We start from the raw sequence: 22466 nt of genomic DNA on the forward strand, positions 1-22466 counted from the left end.
CTATTTACAGAATCACTTAGTCATGAACCATTACCCTTGCCAAGAGAATGCTGGAACTATTTACGACAGATGCTGTTTTTAACCAGTCTGTTTCACGACAGACACACCGTTCTTCAGGCCTGAAGAGCGCTTGCTCGCTTGAGACGAAGCGTGTATATGCCCCGTGGACAACATATAGGGCTCATGGGCTAATGTACGAATATTGTCGTCTTCTAATACAGTGCGAATGGCAACCCTGCAACATTTTATCAGCATAAATGCCTGCGTTATTTGGCAGAATCGGTTGTATCGTCTATGCTCCAAGAGCTTGAGAGGAGCAACAAAGCCTGACACTGACGGAAAAGATCAGATCACCCCGTTTGCATTAGGGTTTACCATGCGTTTTTTAATGCTTCATAATAATTCTGGTTGTCGCACCTTTGCCAGTGGCAAAGATGAAACTCTTATCTTTGTACTGATAACAATTCCAGGCCTGCCTTCATAACCTGCTAAAAAACAATATTTCAGTTATCTAATCTGGAGTTAATCATGCCTGATATCATGACTAAAAAAGCCCACTTCTTCACTATAAATCCACTATCGCCAGAGCAAGTTGACTACATAAAATTATGGGCAAAAACGAATACTGACTACGAAATAATAGTGTCTGGTAACATAAAACTGTCGCTTAAAAAAAGTATTTACAAAGTCTTTTTTGATAAGATCAGGCGTGACTCCGTACTATCCGAAAACTTTAACCAGGCAAACAGCAATAAAAAACTACTACGGACTCAAATAGATGAAATAATGCTAAAGCTGTCCCCTTCAGACTACAAAGCAAGCATTCTATCCGAGCTTGTTCAGCCTGAAGCTGGAAAGATAATCGAAGATCTTGAAGCAAGAGAGCAGAAAATTGAAAAACTTGAACAAATAGACAATATAACGATACGTGACTTCAGTGATAAGCTGGATGCGAACGAAATTAACATGTTAACGCACAGCGTATTTTTGAGCGACTCACAATTGGCTGAAACTTATCTCAGTCTGAAAACTATGGAGAAACATGGGGGGATACTACTTGACAAAAGCACCCTTCCCAAATTAAACGACAGTTTGTTTCAGGGAATAATAAGTGACGAAAACAATATAGATACATCAGTTTTTGAACGGGCAAAGATAGAGCTTATCTTGATTAAACTCTATGAAGAAGGAAGAATTGAGTCTATACAACAACAGGTTAGTGCGGAAAATTACTCAGCCATTCCAAAAAATATTTTCAAAAAAATAAAAAACATCATAGACAGCACCAATTCTGATGATTTATTTTTACCTTTAGGTGATATATCGCTTGATAACAACGAAATTCTGCTGGCTAACCAACCCGGAGCGGCAACTCACAAACCCATCATACTTGCAGCACATCCAAATTCAGCTTTCGTCAGGGAAGTCTGGTCGGAAGTCAGCGCTATTTATAAAGCAGCTTACTCAACTAATAAAAAAATCATACATTACGAAGAAGCTTTTAGTGTCGTACAAAAACATTTCACAGACAAAGCTATCACCTTATCCAAACAAAAAACAGAAGCCATCACCAGTGCCTTATTCAACCTTAATTATGCAAACAACAATGACTACTTTTTTGACTCTGAATTTTATGGAGCAGGAGCTCTAGAGCGTACTGCTCAGTACCTGGCGGATAAGCAAACCATAAAATATACTGACTTTAATGCTTATTCATCAAATACCCCGGAGCAAAGTAAAGAGATAAAAGCCTACAACTTTAATAAGTACGAGCTATTTGGTCGAGCCAGCTACGACAGCCTCATTTACCTTAAGATCGGTTCAAATAAGCTTAAAATCTCTGACCTGGATTATTACGATAACAAATCCATACCCGGACGCAGTGTTCTGTATTACTTAGACCCAGAGGACAGTGCACTGAAGTTGCAGGTACTACGAGGTCAACCTCTCACCAGCATCAACAGAAAAACACGAATCATTATAACAGGACATCGTTTTATATTCGCTGCCTCTGATAGCCAATCAAGTGATGACTCTACTCCTGTTAAGTGGGTTTCTACTGTTGGTGGCGCCTTACCAGAAGTCGTCGTAGCCGCTTTAAAGAAAATTGCCCCGACAGGCATGAAAATTAAAGAAATCAACTTTATCTGCTGCGGTCTGGCAAAAAATTATTCAGGCAATGCAGGCACCATCAGGGATGGTAGTAGGGGTTTCATACCACAATTTTTAATGTCCCTAAAAAACAATGGAATCAATGCTATAGAAATTACAGCATCAACCCAGGACGTTGTACCCAGTCCTGCAGGAAAAAAAATATTCCTTTATAGAGTCAAGGATCCAACTCAAAGTAAACAAGTAGCCAATCCCTACTCAGGTCGATATATATTCAGGCACGATATCAGCAAAGGACACATATACTACTACGCAAAACCCGGATTATCTTCTTATGAGCCCGACATCAGTGTAATTGACCCTAAACTACCCAACAGCAACCTGAATCCAGAAGTATTCCTGAACAAACAGATGACGCCACCGGATGGAAAAAAGAACACATTAATCACTGAGCCGGAAAAAGTTATTTTAGCTTTGATGTCAGAAGATACCGCTTCTGACCGAATTGTTGTCACCAATAAAGACAAATTTATTCTTTTACGCTTAGTAAAACAGCTTAAGCTTTCTTTCAATTATGCGTCCTATAAAAGCTGGATTGAAGGGATTAGAATATTCCGGCCTTCACAGCTAACAACAATAACGACAATCGAACAAACCTACACTTCAGACGCAGACAGGGAAGCCGCTTTCAAACGCATGAAAGGCAGGGTGCAAAACGGTAATTTATTAGAATTTTACCACCTTGATATACATACAACGGCGGGAGCCGAAGCTCTGAATTACCTTTACCCGGGAGAGTTCGCCCGTATTGATACAGACTGGACATACGGATGTCGAATCAGCCGTTCACCTACCGGTGATGATAACTGCGGCAGCAAAACAAAAGAGGCGGCATCAAACCTTAACCTGTTATCAGGCCCCAGCACCGAGCTCAGGATAAACAGCGCAAATACTGATATCGCCCTGGTCGACACCTCACAGGACGAACAACTGGCAGAATTCCAGCAGCAATACGTCAACGCCCGCCGCGAAGAGGCCAAGGCCGGGCTAAAAACACGAAAGGGCTACCACAGCCTGATTGCCCTGGATAACACCTCGTTTACGCTGGCCAATAACATAGCAAGGGCAGCAGGTGATGAAAAAACCAGAGCTTTTCTGCTGAAAGCCACTCCCTCATGCGGTTTGATTGTGTTCAATTCTGAACCCCGGGTTGAATATGCCATAGCGGCAGGCCCTGATAACCCGGTCACCCTGGTTGGTCGCGGTGAAAGCCTGAATGCCGGACAAATTGCTAACCTGATCACTGAACTCACGCCAGAAAGTAAGATCACACAGCTGACGTTAACCGGAATGACGGTTGACAGTTTGCAGGAGGGCAGCAACAGCCACAATGAAATAAAGCGCTTTATTGCCAACCACGATGACGGAGTTCAGGTCGATACACTGGTGATCGAGCCTCTAGATACAGGATCGGAACCCCTCACACAACTGGCACAGCGTATTAAAAAACTTCTGTCAGGTATTACCCCTTCCATCAAAAGTATCATTTTGCGGTGTGAGAACAATGAGGGCACCAGTTCATCAACACTGGATCAGAATAGAAAGATTGCGATTAAAGTCCTGACGTCTGACCAAAATCAGCAACAGCCGGTGAGAGCTGTCAGATCAAGGTTTGCTCCGAAAATTATTCATTTCTCAGCTATAGCTCCATTATCCCCAGAGCGTCTTGAATACATTAAGATATGGGCCAGAGTAAATACGAACTACCAGATAAAACTGTGGTTCAGTGAAGAATACTCTATCGATAAGTTTATCTACCTGGTTAATTTTGAAAACCTCAGACAAGTTCAGCGCTTTGAATGGGACTATAGGTCATCCTTAATAGATGGAGATACTGAAATATGGAACCAAATAGATTTGCACAAAAGTCAAAAGCCGCAATATAAATCCTATCGAAATCACGTAGCAGAAATAATTTCCGATGAATACAGGCAACAATATCAATCTTTTCTAGCTGAGTTGGATCAATTTAAGCAGGAAGCAAAATCAGTTAGCAACATCCAGCTCATTGAGTTCAACCCATCGTCTGACATCTATGAGTCATTGATGGTTAAGAGCAGTCTCAACAAAAGTGATTCAGGTCTTGCTGAATACCTTATTGGCTTAAAGTCATTAGAAAATGAGGGCGGCTTATATCTTGCCTCAACCATTTTACCTAAAATAAATGAAGTACTTTTTTCTAAACGACCAAACTCCGATAGTAATTCCCCCAACAATCAAAAAATAAACACTGAGGAGCTAGAACTACTTAAATTAAAACTTGTATTAAATAAGCTTTCTTCTTCTAAAGAAATAAAAATTCCAGTCACAACTATTGACCCTGACGAATTTAAGTCTATACCCGCTGAAACATTAAACAACATCAAGGCGACTATCGACGGAGTAGACACTGAAAACATTCTTTCCCGTTTTTTCAGTGCCCTCGGAAACATTCCTGTCAAGAAAGATCAAGTGCTATTAGGTGAAAAAATAACCACATCCCTGAACAAGCCCGTTGTCCTAGTAGCAAAGCCTAAGTCTATGCTGATCAGGTCAGCACTAGAAGACCTTAATCTAATATTCAGTTCGTCTTATACAGAGACATCTACCGGGCTAAAAATAAATAACAAGGAAGCAGTTAATTCAATTCTGAAAAATTATTATCACACAAAAAAAACTCCTGTCAAAGAAAGTGAAATTGAAAACATAGTTGACAGTTCGTTCTCCGTAGCATTCCATCCATATAACAATTACAAAATTAACTCAAAATTATTTGGTATTGGTGCTCTGAAGCGAGTTGCAGAAATGCGTAAGGCATCTGCAAAAAACTTTCAGCTAAGTGATTTTAAGCAGTATTTTGCTGATACCCCAGAGCAGAAAAAAATAATCAAATCCTATGACTATAACAAGTATGATATTTTTGAAAGAGCCAGCTACGACAGTTTGATCGTTATATTTATAGGGCCTGTCAATAATATATCTAGTAACATTGAATCATACTACCTAAACAAACGTATACCAGGAAGAAGCGTTTTATTAAGCTACGATGAAACTGAACACAAGCTGGCCGCAGAAATGGACAGCCTTCCTTCCTACATTGGCGAGAACACAAAAATCACTGTTTTGGGTCACGGTTCCAATGATAATGTGGAGCTGAAAGATATAGTTCTTGGAGGTCTTTCACCAGAGCGGCTTGCCAGCGTTTTAAAAAAAATTATTCCTGATGGCATAATGATAAAAAAATTATCCCTGATTGCCTGCTCTATTGCCAGAGGTGTCACTGGGAGAGTTGGAGAACTCACTGCTGATCAATCATTTTTCATTCCTGAGCTATTAAGAAAGATGGCTCAGAAAAATATATTTACAAAAGAGGCCACTGGTAGCAACCGCCCCTTATCATTTGACTCTTTTTCAAAAAAGAAATTCGAATTCAAATGGACAAATCCAAAATCTACGCCTTCTAACCAGGAAGATACTATAGATGTAATAAAGCCTGAGTTAACAAAATATTCTTTCAGGCTTGGCAATGATGGCGAAACGGTTTATTTCAATTCCAGTCCGGGTATTGCAGCTTACAGGCCAAGTGCAGAAATCATTGTTAAGGGCCTTGATCACGATAATAGATACCCTCGCTTCTTGCTCAAAAACCGGGATTCAGAATATTTTGGTGGTGAAAATTACTTATACGACAACATAAGTGATTCTATCAGACGGGGACTGACAGAGGCCATGCCGTCTGAAGCCCGCATAGTGGTTGCCAACATAGATGAGACGGTTATTCTGAAACTGCTAAAAATACTAAAACTGTCTACTGAGGCTAATTCCTATGGACAATGGCTCGCACTTATTAACACGTATCTCCCCAGAGAGTACTCAAACGTTATCAGGCAGCTTGCCCCCTTTACCGATGATGAAAACAAAGAAGCTGCTTTTTCGAGGATAAAGCAACGCTTTAAAAGTGATACTGTTTTTGATTTTTACATCCTCGACTATAGCTCCGCAGATGGAGCGTCAGCACTGAACTACCGCTACGGCCTTAGACCATTTGCAGAAATTGCACTTCAGGCAGAACAGCCTGCCTGTCGCTCCAGGCGGGCACCAACCAGTAAGAAGGGCTGTGATACCCGTCCCAGGGAAATTGCCCATGCCCTGGGGTTACTCTCCGGGCCAGACACTCAGCTTTACGCCGGTGCGGATACTGAGATCGCATTGATGGATACCTCCGACAACTCCCAACAGGCTTTATTACAGGTGGAGTATAACGACATCCGCCGACGGGAAGGCAAGGCTGAGGCAGCTAACCGGCGCGGCTGGCACAACTTCATCGGTACCGATGATGATTCATTTACCAGGGCGAAGGCCATGGCAGATCAGGCCGGCAATTATGCAAGGGCCTTTCTGCTCAAGCAAACGCCATCCTCCGGCTTCGTATTGCTGTCCGGGGATGGCAAGGTCAACTTTGCACTTGAGGGAGGGAGAGGTAATGGACTGACGATTGTCTGCAATGCCTCAACCCTTACGATTGAAAACCTGACCGCAATAACATCGACTCTGGCTACCGATGGAATTATAAGTTGGCTCACTTTAGCCGGTATGGACATCAATGAGCTACAGGAAGATAGTACGGCTCTGGGTGTCATAAAATCCTTTATTACCAAAGCCGAGAGTTCCTATCCTTATAAGGTTGGTATGTTGGCCGTACAACCTGATAACAGTGAACCAGAATCAATTCAGCAGTTGGCCGGGAATTTAGAAACTCTCCCGAAAGATCGCAAAGGGGCTGCACAAATTTCGGTACGATCCACAAATGATCAGGATCCAGAGTATCGCACTGTATCAAGAAAAACTAAAAAACTGATAGAACAACCAAGAGAAATCATTTCATATCAATCGTTTTCAAATACAACTCAGATACCCAGAAACATCAACATTGTTAAACTCGGCCCCTTGAACGTTGTCGACTTTGTGTTCACCTACATCTGGAAACTAGCTAAGTTTGAGATAGCAGAAAAGAGTATACAGCCCCTGCCAGTCACTCTGTATATTGATTCGTCCACCGTTTACCTTACGCTGCTCAATAAACACATTATGGAGTCCTGCAAAGACCAGTTGATTCAAACCACAGGAAAACTCGACAAGAAAGAACTTGAAAAAACAGCCTTTAACAAACTAAAACAGACAATCTCCCGTATTTTACAAAGTGATGGCTCTCTGAATATTGTAAACCTTAGACAACAGGTACTTGATGAAGCGAGTAAAGAAGAATTAACAGCGGTAGAGACGCAACATCAAAAATATCTGAACGCTCTGAAACAATCAGGTATCAATGTTGTTGATATTGCTGATCCGAAAAATAACCCGTCCACGGAGAGCAGCAAGGAAAAAGGTTATAACCTCTACTCAAGACTGGCCTATTATTTTGGCAGCAGAGAAATGGCCGAGAGGGCTGTTCGTTCCTATCTTGTTGTCAATAAAGGCGGCCTCACTATTCAATCGGGAGTGCTGCCCTCTTTGGATACTAACAAATTGAAAGATCATGTAGGGCATTCTCTGAAAGCTCCTTATATTAATCGCTCAACAGGTGCATCCCTGGTCAGACTGATCGCTAACATTTTTTCACACAACGGTGTTATTCCAACTTTAAACGAGAATGACAAAAAAACCCTTGAGTTCTATCAAACACCCAATTCCAGAAGTGATTACGATCTGACGGAAAATTTTTTCAAGATAAAAGCTTCTTCAGCCATTAGAGAAAAACAAGCGAATACAGTCCAAGATCTATTTAATGTGTTTCACTTAAAACAAGTTGAAAAAAGTATACATTATGGCAACAAAAAAGGGTTGTTAATGCCACTTTACGTTCTGGAAAATTCTCTGAACACCAATAAAATTGATTTCACCATAAAAAATTCAGGTGTCACCGTTTCTATTCCCGGGGCAACAATAAAAAAGTCAGTTATCTCCAGCCAGCTGGATTTTCTGGAAACGTTATTTGATGGCACAAAAAGTGATGAGCAGCTAGCTGAATGGTTGAGCGCAAAGTCCCAAAGTCAGGAAGCTGAAAAAAACTATATTGACCAGTACTCTCAGGCTTGTCTTATGCGCCTTATTCAGAGCGGCCCTTACGGAACGCCTGTTAACCAGATAGACTTCCTCGGTAAACTATTATCACGATCTGCCAACAAAAACGAAGGCAGCATTACCAGAGGTTTACACCCCTCGTTAAGTAAACATAGATTTCTGTATTATGACTACAACAATCAGTCACCTGAGGCACTCGCCCATTCCACAGCCCAACCAACAAAAAACAAAATTATCCTACTGATTGATCAACACCCTGAGGCTGTTACAGACGCCTGGGAAGAGTTCCAAAAATCCCCCCAGGGGGTCACTGTTTATACACCTGTATACCTTAAGAAAAAAATCGATGACAGATTTCAATCCATCTACGGCTACCACCTCCACAGCGGAATACCATTTACACCGAATACAGAAACAGAGTTTACAGTGTTCTTCGACTACTCCAGTAGTACCCGTGAACATATTGACCTGATCAAAGAAGCCATTATTAAATTTGCCGAAAACATAATCAATATTAATAATACACCGGAGGCAACCTATTCAACCAGACTGATAATCAAAAACCTCACGTTAAAAATAAAAAACTATCTAACTGAAGATCCCAGAGAGATTTTAAGGACTCAATTATTCAAATTAAAAAGCCTTAAACAAGAATCAGAAACACCAGAAACATCAGAAACACCAGAAACATCAGAAACATCAGAAACATCAGAAACATCAGAAGCATCAGATTCCCCTATAAGATTTCAAACGATTAACGGCGCTATAGTAGAAAGTTACACTGACGATATTTCCCGGGAAAATGTTAGTGAATCTTCAGAATCAACCAGCACAATCAATAAAAAAATCCAGTTACTACTACCCAGCCAAACCGGGTCAGCGCCTGAGGAGCTAGTCCTGCAAACCAGCATCAATAGCAATGGAAGCATTGATATTGAAATGCCTGATAATGCTCATGCCCTCAGCGAGCTTATGCTGTTTAATTTTGATAGCTTGAAAGTAAACAGTATTACTATTCGTAGTAGAAATGATGAAACATTGAAAAGTTTTAAATCCGCCTTTTCAACAGCTACCATCCTACATATCCATTCTAAGTTAATAGATGTGTTCAGAAAAAACTTTAACACTGAAGAACTTTCTTCTGTAAAAATACTCAATGAGGAAGTCTATAAGTCCGGAGTCGGTTCATTTTATTATTTCTTTTCCACGGAGGAGGGGAAAAAAATAGCATCTAGTATTCAGTATGCAACTAGCGATGGTCAGAGCCTCACCCGCGGAGATTATGCTGAAAAGCCCCGTCTTATGCCACAGAGCCGTCAACCTTTCGAAAAAAACCTGAGGATTACCGTTAACCCGGATGGAAGCCTCAATCTCAAGGTAGTTGCTGACGTATATGGCCTGAAAGAATTAATGTTATTCAAACTGTACGAACATGAGATACATTCCATCGAAGCCTATTCTGACAACCTTCAAGGTTGGAAGGGATTTAAATTAGCCCTTGAAATTGCCATAGATAGCACAGAACCCACTGTTTTTTTCAGATCCTTAAAAAACTCATTCGATATGACAGAAATAGAGGTACTTCAAAAACAACAAAGACTACACCGCAAATACAAATATAACGAATCTACCAGTAAATTCAGAATTTTTTTCAAGTCAGAAAAGGGGAATACCCTGCTTAATACGCTGACTCAAATACAGAATGCAGGCCGAAGCCAGTCACCTGAAAGCTTTCTGGAACAACGACCAAATTTATCCCAGACAGACCTGACTGGTCAGGGAGGCAACCTCAGGTTTTCTACCAATGGCGATGGTAGCCAGAATATCATATTAACTGCCAGTGCCCCGGCACTGGTGGAACTAATCCGTGAAAAACTATTGAGCAATCCCATAAGGCAAATAACGATACAGAGCGATAACGATGCCGAACGACTGGCGTTTAAATACGCTTTTATTATTGCCCTGAAAGTAGAAACCCGTGGAAGCCTGACGAATCTTCTGAGTTATGTTTTTGATGAAAAAGAACTGGCACCTTTCTATAATTTGTCCGTCTATAATTACAGGCTCCAAAGCTTAAATTTCTATTCTTTCTTTCAATCTCCTCCAGGCCGTGAAATCAGTGCAGCTATCTTGGAATCCTTACCCAAAGAACCAACAATGGTTCCTGCCATTCCCCGTAGCCCCCAGCCTGTTCCAGCCTCTGATGAACAACTTCCGTTGATTACTTTAACAACAGAGGAATTTGCTACTTTTGACTCTGCTCATCCAGACAACCCTGACCCGGCTGACAGTCAAACTGCAGATCAACCCCTCTCCCTGACACAGGGCGACACCGAAACCGGTGACACCGAAACCAGCGATACCGAAACCAGCGATACCGAAACCAGTGACGCCGATGAGAAAGCCCCCCCAAAAAAGAAAGCCCGCTTAAGCACTCATTCGCTCAATAACCTGGCAGGCAGTCAAACCTCTGGCACTGAGAACAGAGCCCCTCAACCTTCTTCTATCATGGACTGGTCCAGCCCTCAGGCACTTTTCATACCCCCACGCACTGCCCCGGAACAAAGGGCAGACCGTAACCAGAATGATCAGCCCTGGAATAACTACCGGCAAAATACACTTCGTCCACCATCAAGCTTCCTTAACACCCCTCCCAGTATCAGCAGTGCATTTTCAGACCTGAGGAAAGAAATACCCAAACTTAAGGCTGCTGTTGAAAACCAATGGCACACAGACAGACCTGAAATTGATGGTCACTCGCCCGAGACCCTCAACAGCACACTTATCCATGTGCATAACCTCATCGACAAAGAAGGTAAAAACATCTGGCTGATGCTGGGTAGCGAGAAACAGATCTTGAAGGATACTGTTGCCGTAATCGCATCCCAGGCTACCGATGTCACCTTCCAGGCCAGGGCTACCTTACTGGGATACAAAATCGATAACCTGAACAACCTTGAAAACCAGTATCATCAGCAGCAGGAGGTACTGACCAGAGAAGTACTCGGTATTTCCGGGGCGAGCTGCTCTTCTTCCGGACGATCAAGGCGCGATACGGGCTGCATAAAACCTGACCCGGTAGTTTTGAAGAGAAAAATCAATCGTTTCGTCAACTGGTTGCTGCGCCGCTCCGACAATCCCAGAACCATTATCACTCTCCCGGGCACGAATTATCCCGGCCTGGACATCGGTGCCGTCCCCACCCGGCCTGACTCTCTTCTTGCCAGGATTCAGGCCCGGCTGAAAGCCATAAGAAACCAGAAAGCCGATAGTCAACTCAGCAACAAACCAGTGCGCGGCTTCCATACCACCATCGCCCTTGACGAGGACAGCTGGCTGGCCGCGCAGCAACAGAACAGGCATCGCCCGGGGACAGAAACCCTGCTCTACAAACCCGCCCGGGGTATACTGCTGTCGCCGTATGGTGGAACGGTTACCCGCATTCCCGGAGGCGCTTATAACAGCCTGTCGTTTGTGGGTAAACTCGGTGAGGCCAGCTCAACAGAACCATCGGCAGTGAACCGCCTGAATAGCTTTGTCAGCCAGTTCTGCCATCAGGAATCCATCGGTTCAGTGTTGCTGCAAAACACAGACGGCGACCATGACGCCTTTAAAGCCTTCATCAAGACCTTCACCAAACGCCCCGAGGGCAGCTTCAGCCGCATTGGCAGTTTCAGGTTTAAATCCGCCAATGAAAAAAATGCCCCTGAGTTCATCCTCCGGGCTCACGAAAGCACTGTGCTGAGATTGACCTCCCCCCGTCCCGAAGGCACGACACACCCTCGCCTTGATCCGGTGGCCTACCATCGGCTGGAGCAAGTGATTCGACTCAATGGCCTGAAAAACAAGGTCACTCCTCCCGACCTGCCGCTTGTGCGACAAACCGGTCAGCTAATAACTCCCAATCCAGCCAGTCAGCTGGCTGAAAAGCGGATAAAAGCAGAGGCTCTGGCTCTGGCTTTTACTGATGTAATGTCGTCTATCTACGCAGACCATAACCTCAGCGACGATTACATCCCGATACTGGATACCCTGAAAAAAACGGATCAGGGCTGGAGTATGGACTTTGTTCATCCGACGACCAGGGATGTTCAGCCGACCTCCTTTACATCCGACGTTCCCTTTGCTGTGAAAAAAAGCTTTGGCCAGACCAAAGCCAGCAAGGCCATGGGATCCTTCTCACGGAATATCAAAAAGCTGGTTCGACCAAACAGCAGCACACAAAAAGGGCTTGCCCTGGTCTCTGTGGCGGATACTGCCCAAATGGTAGCCGCATGGGCTAGGGCTGAAACCATTCTGGACACCATCGACAAACTGCCCTGGATGAGCGACTCCGTCCACAGGTCGTTGCAGGCCCAGGCGTTTATCAACCTGGGATTAGGCGCTATCGAAGCCATTGAGCTGGTTCAGGACCTGGCAGAGTTGAGCAAAACCAAAACCCTCAAGCCACTGGCAAAACCGGGGAGTAACCTGCAACTGTCAACGGCAGGCAGGCTTTCTGCCCTGAAAGGTGCTACAACCGGCGCCAGGACGACCATAAAAGCAACAAAATCCCTGAAAATGATCAAAGGGCTTAAAACAGCCGGTAAACTGCTCGATCCTGCGCTATCGCTGGTCAGCGCCAGCCTGACCACATACGTCTGGTCAGAAATTGATGACCCGGAAATTAAAGACCTCTACCAAAAAATGGTGATTGTGGAGTGGACCGGATTTGCGGTTTCCTTTGTCTCTTACGCTGGTCCTGTTGGCTGGGTGATTGCCGTTGCTTACAGTCTCTTTTCAATGTTCTTTGGCTTTTACCTTGAAGATGAAATGCAGAAGATCATTGACCAGCGTACACGGGAAGCTATTGCCGAAGTTAACAAGTTTTTCAAAGTTATTTACGAGCAGCTGGATCCAAAGTATTTTCTAAAAAGTCCAATAACCACTAGAAAACTCATTAACCTGGTCAAGACTGCTACAGAAGAAATCGGCATGCGGCTTGGTTTCCGGGAAATTGACCTGATAAGCAAGACGCTTAAGATGACCCGGTTCATGGTGGACACCTATGACTTCGAAGCATTTATCTCAAGCCATGGCGGACTTTACTCGAATGATAAAACCTCATCCAGCTTCACCAGGCGTGAAAAAGCGGATCTGATTTCAGCTTACCTTAAATCCGCCTGTAAAGCGGGCGGTCGGCTGGAGAAATATGACTGTCAGGATGGCTCTTTCAATGTGGACGCCTTCTTAAAGGACGCGTCAACCATTGTTATGCCTGTCATGCCTGATCAACAAATTGACCTGAGTTATATAGACAGCTCGGTCACCGGGTCAGACACTCTGGAAGTCAAAAAGCTGTTTCAGGAGGCCGGGAAAACCAATTCAAAAATAAGCTTTAATCCCAGGGCTTCAGTGAATTACGCTGAAAGAACGGGTAGCCCTCATGGGGGGTCAAGCACCGATTATGAAACAAAAACCTATCAAAAAGTTCTGGTGGGTATCGATAATCACAAATACCTGAAAACCAACACGACCCTTCGCCTGGATGATAAAAGCTACCAACTTGCTTTTCCTTATTCCAGGGATTTGGCTGGAAAAGTGGACTACCACGTTTCGGTACCCGCTAGCAGCAAGGCCATTCAAACTCTCACCTTCTTCCCTGCGCCAACCCGGGAAAGCCCCGGAAAGAATTCACGCAATCCTGTGCTCGCAACGATATCGAAGTTATTGAGGCGCCTTTCTAACTCAGGAAAGACAAAAGAAGAGGCCCCGACAACCGTCAGACACCTATGGGTCAATAATCCCCAAAACACAACAGCCCAATGGTTTATCCGTCCTCCAAACCGCGAGAATACCTACCACTGCTCAGAGAATCAAAATGAAGAAGGCACTAACTGCAAGGTTCATTTTGACCCGGCCGCAGGCCAGCTCACCGTCGAGTTGACCGGGGACATTCCCCCGGCAGAGGCGGGTGAACAAACCACCCGGCTTACCAACAAAATTGTATTTACCGGATACTGGCCAGGCGCTGACGCGGATCAGCAATATCGAATCAACATTGTTGATGAACGGGCACTACTGACCATCAGCCCGCATTTCGCCCCGCCCACCATCCAGCGTGATATCGCTGAATTAAAACCGCTCCTGACCAGCAAAGAGAGCTGGCAGCAGGGAATAGCCAAGCTTGGCGAAATGATTTTAGGTTCCGGCCTTGTTAAACCATTCCTGCGACCTGAGGGTCGTCGCCAGCGATTCGATGCCAATACACTGTTCGCAAAAGTATCAGAAAAGGTGGATGATTACTCGAAATCCACCTATGTCAAAGTGCAACTGCTGTACTCCAGTCGTCCCCTGACGGATTTCGCTGCACGCGTTAAAGACTACGAGCAGGTGCTTAGGCGTTTCGGACCCCTGAAACGTTTTCTGCCTGTGAAACTGCGGGACTGCCCGGGCAGAGAATTTAGCATCTACAAGACCTCCTTTTACAAGGTTGTGACGAACTTGTCCAAAAGTGAGTTTAGCTGCTACTTCCCTGGTAGCAGTTCTGAGCTAATTCCCCTGCCAGCTAAAAACACCCCCATACAGCAGATTCGCTTTACACGAACCTCCCTGTGGTTCGACACGAAGCATAAGGTAGAGATCTTTCTGATTCTGCCAGAAGTCGCTAATGGAGACCGGGTCATCCCCATCGACGGCAGCCCGGAATACGGTTATTTTTTCTACGGCCCGAAAGCCAGAGAAGTGTACTCAGGACAAGTCGTCAATGAGTTATTCAAAAAGACCTACACCCAGCGCCAGGGTCTTTACTCCCTTTTCCAGAACTCCAATGGCTTTAACTATCCGGTTCAATCGTTTACCCCCATCGACAAGCCGGACACCAAAGAAGATGGCATCAACAGTTATCTGGTGACAACGGAACGGGGAGTGGCCTTCACCCTTTCAGCCAACCCACCGGGCAGTGTCCGGTCCAATGCCATATACATCAGTACCTCTCCCGGGTCACTGGATGAAGCCTTCGGTCAATTACATCAACACAGAGGCATGCTGCCCCTTTACATCAGCGACACCAAAGGCATTGATGACATCACCGCCAGTGGCTTTTACGACCCGAAAAATAAAGTAGCCATGTCCTACCTAAGCAGTCTCTTTGATTTCCCCGGTGCCCGGGAGCTGCAAACCCATTGCCAGGACAGTAAGGGAGCAAGCGGAAACTGGGGGGCCAGGTTCAATGCCACAGACGGACTCCTGCACCTGCCACGGGATATTCCATCCAACCCGTGTATCAGCCAGACTGATGGCCGCCACTACCTGAGGCTCAATCCTGCGGTCATGGATACACTGCACCGTGAACACATACCGCTGCACCGTTTCCGACAGGGAGAGGATGTGATTTACGTCATGCTCAGCGAGCAGTCCAAAGACCTGTACTACGCCAGAATTCATCAGCCAGAGGCGGCCACAGAATGGGTCAAACTTCATGACGCTGCGGAGTTCACCATTATCGCGCTGGATAAGAACCATAAAAACCGCCTGAGTCGCCAGCAGGATGGCCGGTTTACTCATATCTGGTCAAAGCCGGGGGGAATGCTCACCAGTACCGACAGCGGCATGATGATAGAGATTCCTGACGAAAGCCTTGTTCGCTCTTCAAGCCTGGCCAGCTATCCCTCGTCGGAGGCTTATCAATTTGACGGCTGGGAGTTGCCTGAGAGCGGAAGAACGATCCCGCTTTCAGCTTCCCAACCGATCCATTACCACCAACTACCGAGGGTTAATGGTGCCTACCTGAGAGGGCTGGATCTTGGGTTGATCGCTCAAAAAGTTTATCGGCAGTCCTTTAACAACAGCAGTACAGCACCTTCTCCCCGGACCAGCGGCTCGACAACGGCAAGCCCCCTCCCCCCCTCGGGTGATTGGAGTGACGCACAGGCAAAAACATTCATCGACAACCTCAAGGTTGAACTGACGGCTTTATTCCGCCAGTTCGAACAGTTCGGTTTTGTGGCCCCGGACCTGATCGGGCTGCCCCTGGTGACTGAATTGCAGGAAAGCCAGCTGAACTTCCTGAAACAACAGGAGTTATGGTTTGACGCCAGGGACAACACCTTGCTGACCCTGCCTGCAAATAGCGCTGTAACGTTCAGCGGAAAAGTGGCTGACGGCCTGCTGGCCACCATCAAAACGTCCGGGGGAAAACAGCCGGGGCTGTTCCGGTTCCTGCCGACCGGGGCCGGGAATGACCACCCCTATTGTGGCAGCAACACCTTCTTCGCCAACACCTTGCCGCCAGCATTTATGGACAAAATTTCCCCAGCCTGCCGTCAGCTGAAAGAGGCTCCTGAGGGCGACTACCAGTGGAATGCGATGGACAACTTCTGGCTGGGCAACCACCGGGGATTTCTGTTTGAGATCTCTGAAAATCACCGGTTATTAATCGGCTACGACCTGAACAGCCAGTCATTCGACCAGACAGAACCCATCAGTTACCGCTATCCGGATATGCAGGGAACCCATTTCAGTCATCGCCAAAAACACCTGGTCGAACTGATGAAAGACGTCCTTGGGAACCAGCTGCCGAACACGACATTAGCCAGCTTCCCCCAGAATAAACTGCTGCGCCTTAAACTTGCCGACAATATGCCTGGTCAGTACACCCATACTGCCTGGTATGACTCAGGGCAAGAAAGGGCATTCATCGGTCCGGCCAGTGCTGACACCGATGCCCTGACCCTGATTGGCAGCCGGGATTCAGGCTCCAACCACACAACAGCCTGGTGCTACAACCAGGACACCCGCCAGCTATACCAGACAGCCCACTCAGGACCTTTTGAAATCGGGGAGTTCGACGAACTGTCCTTTATCGATAATGGTAAAGAACTATTGATGATCGGCACCAATGGAGACGATAACCTCATTCCGTCAAAGTTCTACATGGATACCATTTATACCGATGACGGAAGCCATGGAGTCAGGCTGCGCACTGATTTCAAGGCCAGCAACGACTTCAGCATCCTCCTGGATGGCAAGCAGGGAGCCGATCAGTTCACTGTGCTGCCCAGTGATCTGCGTTATTTCAGTCAAACCGTCATTATCCTCAACAGGGATACCGGCACCGACAAGGCCGATTCCTACAACCGAATCCAAATCCGGGCACCTTCCCATCAATTCAGAGCCCGGCGCAAGGGGTATGACCTGATATTGAAGGATCGCTTTGATCCTGACTCAGGTGACATTGTCATCGCCCAGGCCTGGTCCGACCTCGACGGGCTCTCACCCGCTCCCACCCAACTGATTTTCAGTGAAACCAGTTTCATGTCGCCTGATGACCGACGTCTCTGGCTTAGCGGGCTGAAGGATGACATTACCAAAAACCGGGAGGTACTGCTCCCGTTCGTCGTGGATAACCAAACGCTGGAGAACACCCATTACACCTTCTCGCCAACACCAGAAACCCCATTATTGATCGATCTTGCCGATGGTTTCAGGGCCACCCCCACCCGTTCAGGCAATCAGCTGGTCATCCACTTCAGCAAACGAGAGAATCATGGCGGTTATAATCACGCCAGGCTGTCTATCACTCTCAAGCAAAGCCAGTTTGCCAGTGGTGATGTACTGATTCGCCAGGCTGCAGCCCATTCACCCGCAAACCGGGTGTATCGCCCCCTTCAGTTCGATGACAGCAGCGACTGTCATTTATGTACCGATGACTTGCGGCTGAAGCGGGGGCGGGCTGCCAGCCCCCGGATCGGTGAGCTCCGTTTTCGCTGCAACAAACCATATCCATTACCGGAAGGTAAAAAGTACATCAAATGCGCGGGTGAACAGGCGACAAATGCCGGTTTCCCTCTGATCACCCAGAAACAGCTGGCGGATCCAGCCTTTAGCATTAAACCTGAAACCCGCTTTCCCCACGTTCTGCGGAAATTGCCAGGGGGTAAGGAAAGAGCACCTGTATACGCGGTGTTTTACGGCATTAATGAACCAGCACAGCTGCGCTTCATCTTTCGTAGCAATGAAGGCAAGAGCCGCTGGGAAGCCTGGCAGGGCCAGGTTCTGATTCGCAGCGGAGCACTTTCCAACCTGCAGTCGGCTATTAATGTCATGCTGATCAATGATCAGCAGCAACATCGTCATTATCGGGTCATACAGGGCTCAGTCATCGACGCTGAGTTGCGTGAGCTGAACAGTGAAAACCCGGAATGGCAGGCGGTGCTGCTTGATGAACACGTTGACCTGGGTCCTCTGAACGGTCGCTTACCTGACTTTGGTAATCTGCAACCAATTCTGCTGGCCGCCCTTCTGGATCGATGGCCGGGCCTGGATGGCATAATCATGGCTGACCAGGAAAGCAACCAGTTGTTCAGTCTTAGTCGATTAGCCTTTATGCTCAACCATGCAGCGCCGGTTCTAATAAAATCAGACAATAAAGACAGCCAAAATTTGCTGGATGGAAACAGTCTGGACAATATTCTTTACTGCAAAGGCTGGAGCAAGCCAACGGAAGTCCGGGGGCATGGAGGTAACGACCTGTTGATGGTGGCGACCGGTTCACCAGCGTTGAGTACCTCAAAAAATTATCCACCTTCACAAGCCAGAGACTTCTGTTACAGCTTTCCGGGTGACCATCTTGGCATCAACATTCTCAAGGGCGGTGCCGGAGACGACATCTATGATCTCCGGGCTCCCGTTAATGCCCTGGGGGTAGACAACCAGGGGAAACATACGGTCATTCTGTCGCCTGAGTCAAAGGCAGACTTACGGCAGCTGGAAGGTGCCGGAAGCCTCACCCTGTTTCTGGTGGGCATGGCTCCAGAGGATGTTTTGCCGGTTCTTTGTAATAAAGAGACTGGAGTGCTGCGCCACCACCTGGATAGTCCGGATAATATTGCCAGCCTCTTAAACGATAACCATACCCTGCAGCTGCTCTCCAGAGAAAGCGGCCGGGTCATTGCGCTATTGTCCACAAACACGCTGGGCAGCATCTATTTCCATGGCGGGCTGGTCAGTCAGAACCCGCAAGAGTGGATCACTGGAGCCGACCAGGGCTCCGGAGATACCGGAGAACAAAATAAAACCCGGGGCCTACAGCGGCTGCTTGAAGGAGCAAAGGCGCTGGTCAGTCGCTTATTGCCAGACTCACAGCAGACTCTTGAAGACCGGCTAATGGAGAGCGAAAAAACCGTCTACCCCAAACCTCGGCCAGAAAACAGAGCCAGTGTAGAGATTTACCGGCATATCAACACCCTGGTACAGTCCATGAGTCAGTTCGAAGCTGCAAAATCCGATGCGGGCTCCCCAGCCACAACACTTATTCCAACGTATAACTCAACCATGACCCCGAGCCTGAACATATCTTCAACCCTGAGCAACACAACACCCGGGAGTAATTCTTAGGGCTTGCGCATTATCAATGGTGCTTGCCTACTTTCTCATACTCATTAACAGATGAATGCTTAGGTAACCCGCCATGACAGACAGGCGGGTTACGCAAACAGGAGGCAAACTTCCACTATTTACAGAATCACTTAGTCATGAACCATGACGATCAGAAATTGACCTGCATCAAAAAACAAAATTTTCCGTTCGCTGGCGAAAATTTACATGACATAGATCAACATATATCCAGCCCTGTGGAGTGAGATAATGTGCCAGCTATTACGAGGTTTCATGGAGTTACTCTTAATGCACAAAAATTCTAAACGCCTGCCGTCTATGTTGCAGGTTTTTCTGGTACTGGGTACATTCCTGGCGCTGGCTTTTTCATTCACAGCCAAACTGGACCTGCCTATTCAACTGGCGTTGTGTGTTGGCTGGTTCCTGGCGATGGGTCTGGGTGTCAAACTGGGTCACAGCTACAAAGACCTGGAAGCTGCTGCGGCGGAAGGTATCTTTAAGGGTATGGGCGCCATCCTGATTCTGCTGGCGGTGGGTGCCCTGGTCGGTACCTGGATTGCCGGTGGTATTGTACCCAGCATTATTTACTATGGACTGATGTCAATTCATCCATCCATCTTCCTGCTGGCCACGCTGATCATCTGCTCCATGACGGCTCTGGCCACCGGCACGTCCTGGGGTGCTGCCGGTACCGCCGGTATTGCCATGATGGGTATCGGTCAGGGTCTGGGGGTTCCGGCACCCGTCACCGCAGGCGCCATCCTGTCAGGCGTTTACTTTGGTGACAAACTGTCGCCTCTGTCTGACTCTGTTATTCTGGCCTCTTCCATGTCTGACGTTGAAATCGTCGATCACATCAAAGGCATGCTGCCAATCAGTCTGACCGCTTATATCCTGACGGCGATTGCCTTCACCATCTATGGTTTCCAGTTCACCGGTAACGCTGATATGGCTCAGGTTCAGGCGGTTATGGAAGTGATGGAATCTCACTTCAGTATTTCCCCAATGGCGTTTATACCTGTGGCGGCTGTTCTGTTTATGCTGTCCCGCAAGATGCCCTCTTACCCGGTCATCATGTTTGGTTCTGTTCTGGGTATGCTATGGGCCATCCTGTTTCAGGACCGTGCGCCGGTTGAAGCACTGAGCAGCATGTGGGCACCACTGACCATGGAATCCGGCAATGCGTTTATCGATAACATTCTGAACCGTGGTGGTATGTCTAACATGCTGGGCTCTGTGGCCGTGATCATCTTCGGTCTGGGCTTTGGTGGTCTGCTGGATAAAGTGGGCATTCTGGAGACCGTTGCCAAACAGTACGAAAACCGCATCACCAACGAAGGCAACCTGACCGCTTACACCGTCGTAACCGCCTTCTTTGCCAATGTATTCGGCAGTGCCATGTACGTATCCCTGATCCTGACCCCTAAGATCATGTCCGGCAGCTACGACCGCATGAACGTAGACCGTCGCATGCTCTCCCGCTCTGCGGAATTCGGCGGAACGCTGACATCGGGTATGGTACCATGGAGCGATAACGGTATTTTCATGGCAGGCCTGCTGGGCGTTTCCACTTTTGAGTACGTTCCCTACATGTGGATGAGTTTTGCCGGCATCGCCCTGGTGATTGCTTTTGCGTACCTGGGTAAATTCCGTCCTGACGACAACAAGTACGTCAAGTCTTTACAACTGCAGCCTGTCTGAACCCTGCACTAATCAAACTGTTTAGTTATGCGCCCGGACTGTTCCGGGCGTTTTTCTAGAGAAATGAAGATGAAAAAAATCTACGTTGCCTACACCGGCGGTACCATTGGTATGAAGCCTACGGACTCCGGCTACGCGCCAGCAGAAAACCTGATGGGTCTGCTGGAAGAAAAACTGCCTGTTAATGTTCGTACCAGCCTGCCTGATTTTGACCTGGGTGAATACGGGCAACTGATTGACTCCAGCAATATCCGTCCGGATAACTGGAAGCAAATTGCTAACGATATCGCCAGCAAATACGACCAATACGACGGTTTTGTGGTACTACATGGCACCGACACCATGGCCTACTCCTGCTCTATGATGTCCTTTATGCTGCGTAACCTGAGCAAGCCTGTTATTTTCACCGGTTCTCAGATTCCTCTGTGCGAAGCCCGCACTGACGGCCTGGAAAACCTGGTCGGCGCCCTGAGCCTGGCAGCCGATGAGCGTATTAAAGAGGTGTGTCTGTACTTCAATGGTCGCCTGATGCGCGGCAACCGCTGCCGCAAACAGAACGCGTATCTGTTTGACGCGTTTGACACGCCAAACTACCCATGGCTGGGTCGCGCGGACATTAATATTGAGCTGGACGAATTCCTGCTGCACAAGCCGAAAGGTGAGCCCAAGTTCCTCCTGAGCTGTGACTCTGAAACCCATGTCGGTATTCTGCAGCTATTCCCGGGCATTAATGCGGAATGGATTGAGAGTATCCTGCAGCAGCCAGTAAAAGCCTTTATCATGCGCACTTACGGGACCGGCAATGGTCCGGACGGGGACCAGGCATTCTTGAATGCCCTGAAAAAAGCGACAGAGGCTGGCAAGCTGATCGTTAACCTGACCCAATGTCATCGTGGTACGGTGCATCAGGGCAGTTACGCAGCCGGTTCCGCACTGGCTAATGCCGGTGTCGTGGGTGGACTGGATACCACCACCGAAGCCATGTTCTGTAAGTTGCACCACCTGTTCTCTAACGGTCTGACTGTGGAGCAGGTTAAAGAGCAACTGGGACACAGCCTGGCGGGTGAAGTAACACTGCCATAAGCAAGGCATTAATCTTTTACGCCTTTTGTACCTCTCCTGAAGAGTTGTTGCGCAGGCTGGGTCGAGCAGAACGC

Annotated in this window: 4 protein-coding genes; 3 read left to right on the plus strand and 1 reads right to left on the minus strand. The window is 47.0% G+C overall.

Annotation, left to right across the window (positions count from 1 at the left end):
• Window positions 1-78 precede the first annotated feature (78 nt).
• Window positions 79-255, minus strand: coding sequence for a hypothetical protein (locus NX720_RS00720; RefSeq protein WP_262598785.1), 177 nt, complete (start codon window positions 253-255; stop codon window positions 79-81).
• Between the two features lie 273 nt (window positions 256-528).
• Between NX720_RS00720 and NX720_RS00725 the strand changes: the two genes are divergently transcribed.
• The 3 genes from NX720_RS00725 to ansA all read left to right on the plus strand — a co-directional run bounded on the left by NX720_RS00725 (window position 529) and on the right by ansA (window position 22392).
• Window positions 529-19608 (plus strand): TcdA/TcdB catalytic glycosyltransferase domain-containing protein, encoded by a 19080-nt coding sequence (locus NX720_RS00725; RefSeq protein WP_262598786.1) that lies wholly within the window; start codon window positions 529-531, stop codon window positions 19606-19608.
• A 288-nt stretch (window positions 19609-19896) separates the two neighbouring features.
• On the plus strand, window positions 19897-21309 hold the full coding sequence (nhaC, locus tag NX720_RS00730) for a Na+/H+ antiporter NhaC (RefSeq protein WP_262598787.1): 1413 nt from the start codon (window positions 19897-19899) through the stop codon (window positions 21307-21309).
• 69 nt (window positions 21310-21378) lie between these two features.
• Window positions 21379-22392 carry an asparaginase gene (gene ansA, locus NX720_RS00735; RefSeq protein ID WP_262598788.1) on the plus strand — a complete coding sequence of 338 codons (1014 nt, stop codon included), beginning with the start codon at window positions 21379-21381 and terminating at the stop codon, window positions 22390-22392.
• The last annotated feature ends 74 nt before the right edge of the window (window positions 22393-22466 follow it).

Source organism: Endozoicomonas euniceicola, assembly GCF_025562755.1.
In the GTDB taxonomy this organism is placed as follows: domain Bacteria; phylum Pseudomonadota; class Gammaproteobacteria; order Pseudomonadales; family Endozoicomonadaceae; genus Endozoicomonas_A; species Endozoicomonas_A euniceicola.

Excerpts from the sequence above, each read along its gene's own strand:
- nhaC (WP_262598787.1), top strand. The coding sequence starts at position 19,897 with ATGCACAAAAATTCTAAACGCCTGCCGTCTATGTTGCAGGTTTTTCTG.
- ansA (WP_262598788.1), top strand. The coding sequence starts at position 21,379 with ATGAAAAAAATCTACGTTGCCTACACCGGCGGTACCATTGGTATGAAG.
- NX720_RS00720 (WP_262598785.1), bottom strand. The coding sequence starts at position 255 with ATGCTGATAAAATGTTGCAGGGTTGCCATTCGCACTGTATTAGAAGAC.
- NX720_RS00725 (WP_262598786.1), top strand. The coding sequence starts at position 529 with ATGCCTGATATCATGACTAAAAAAGCCCACTTCTTCACTATAAATCCA.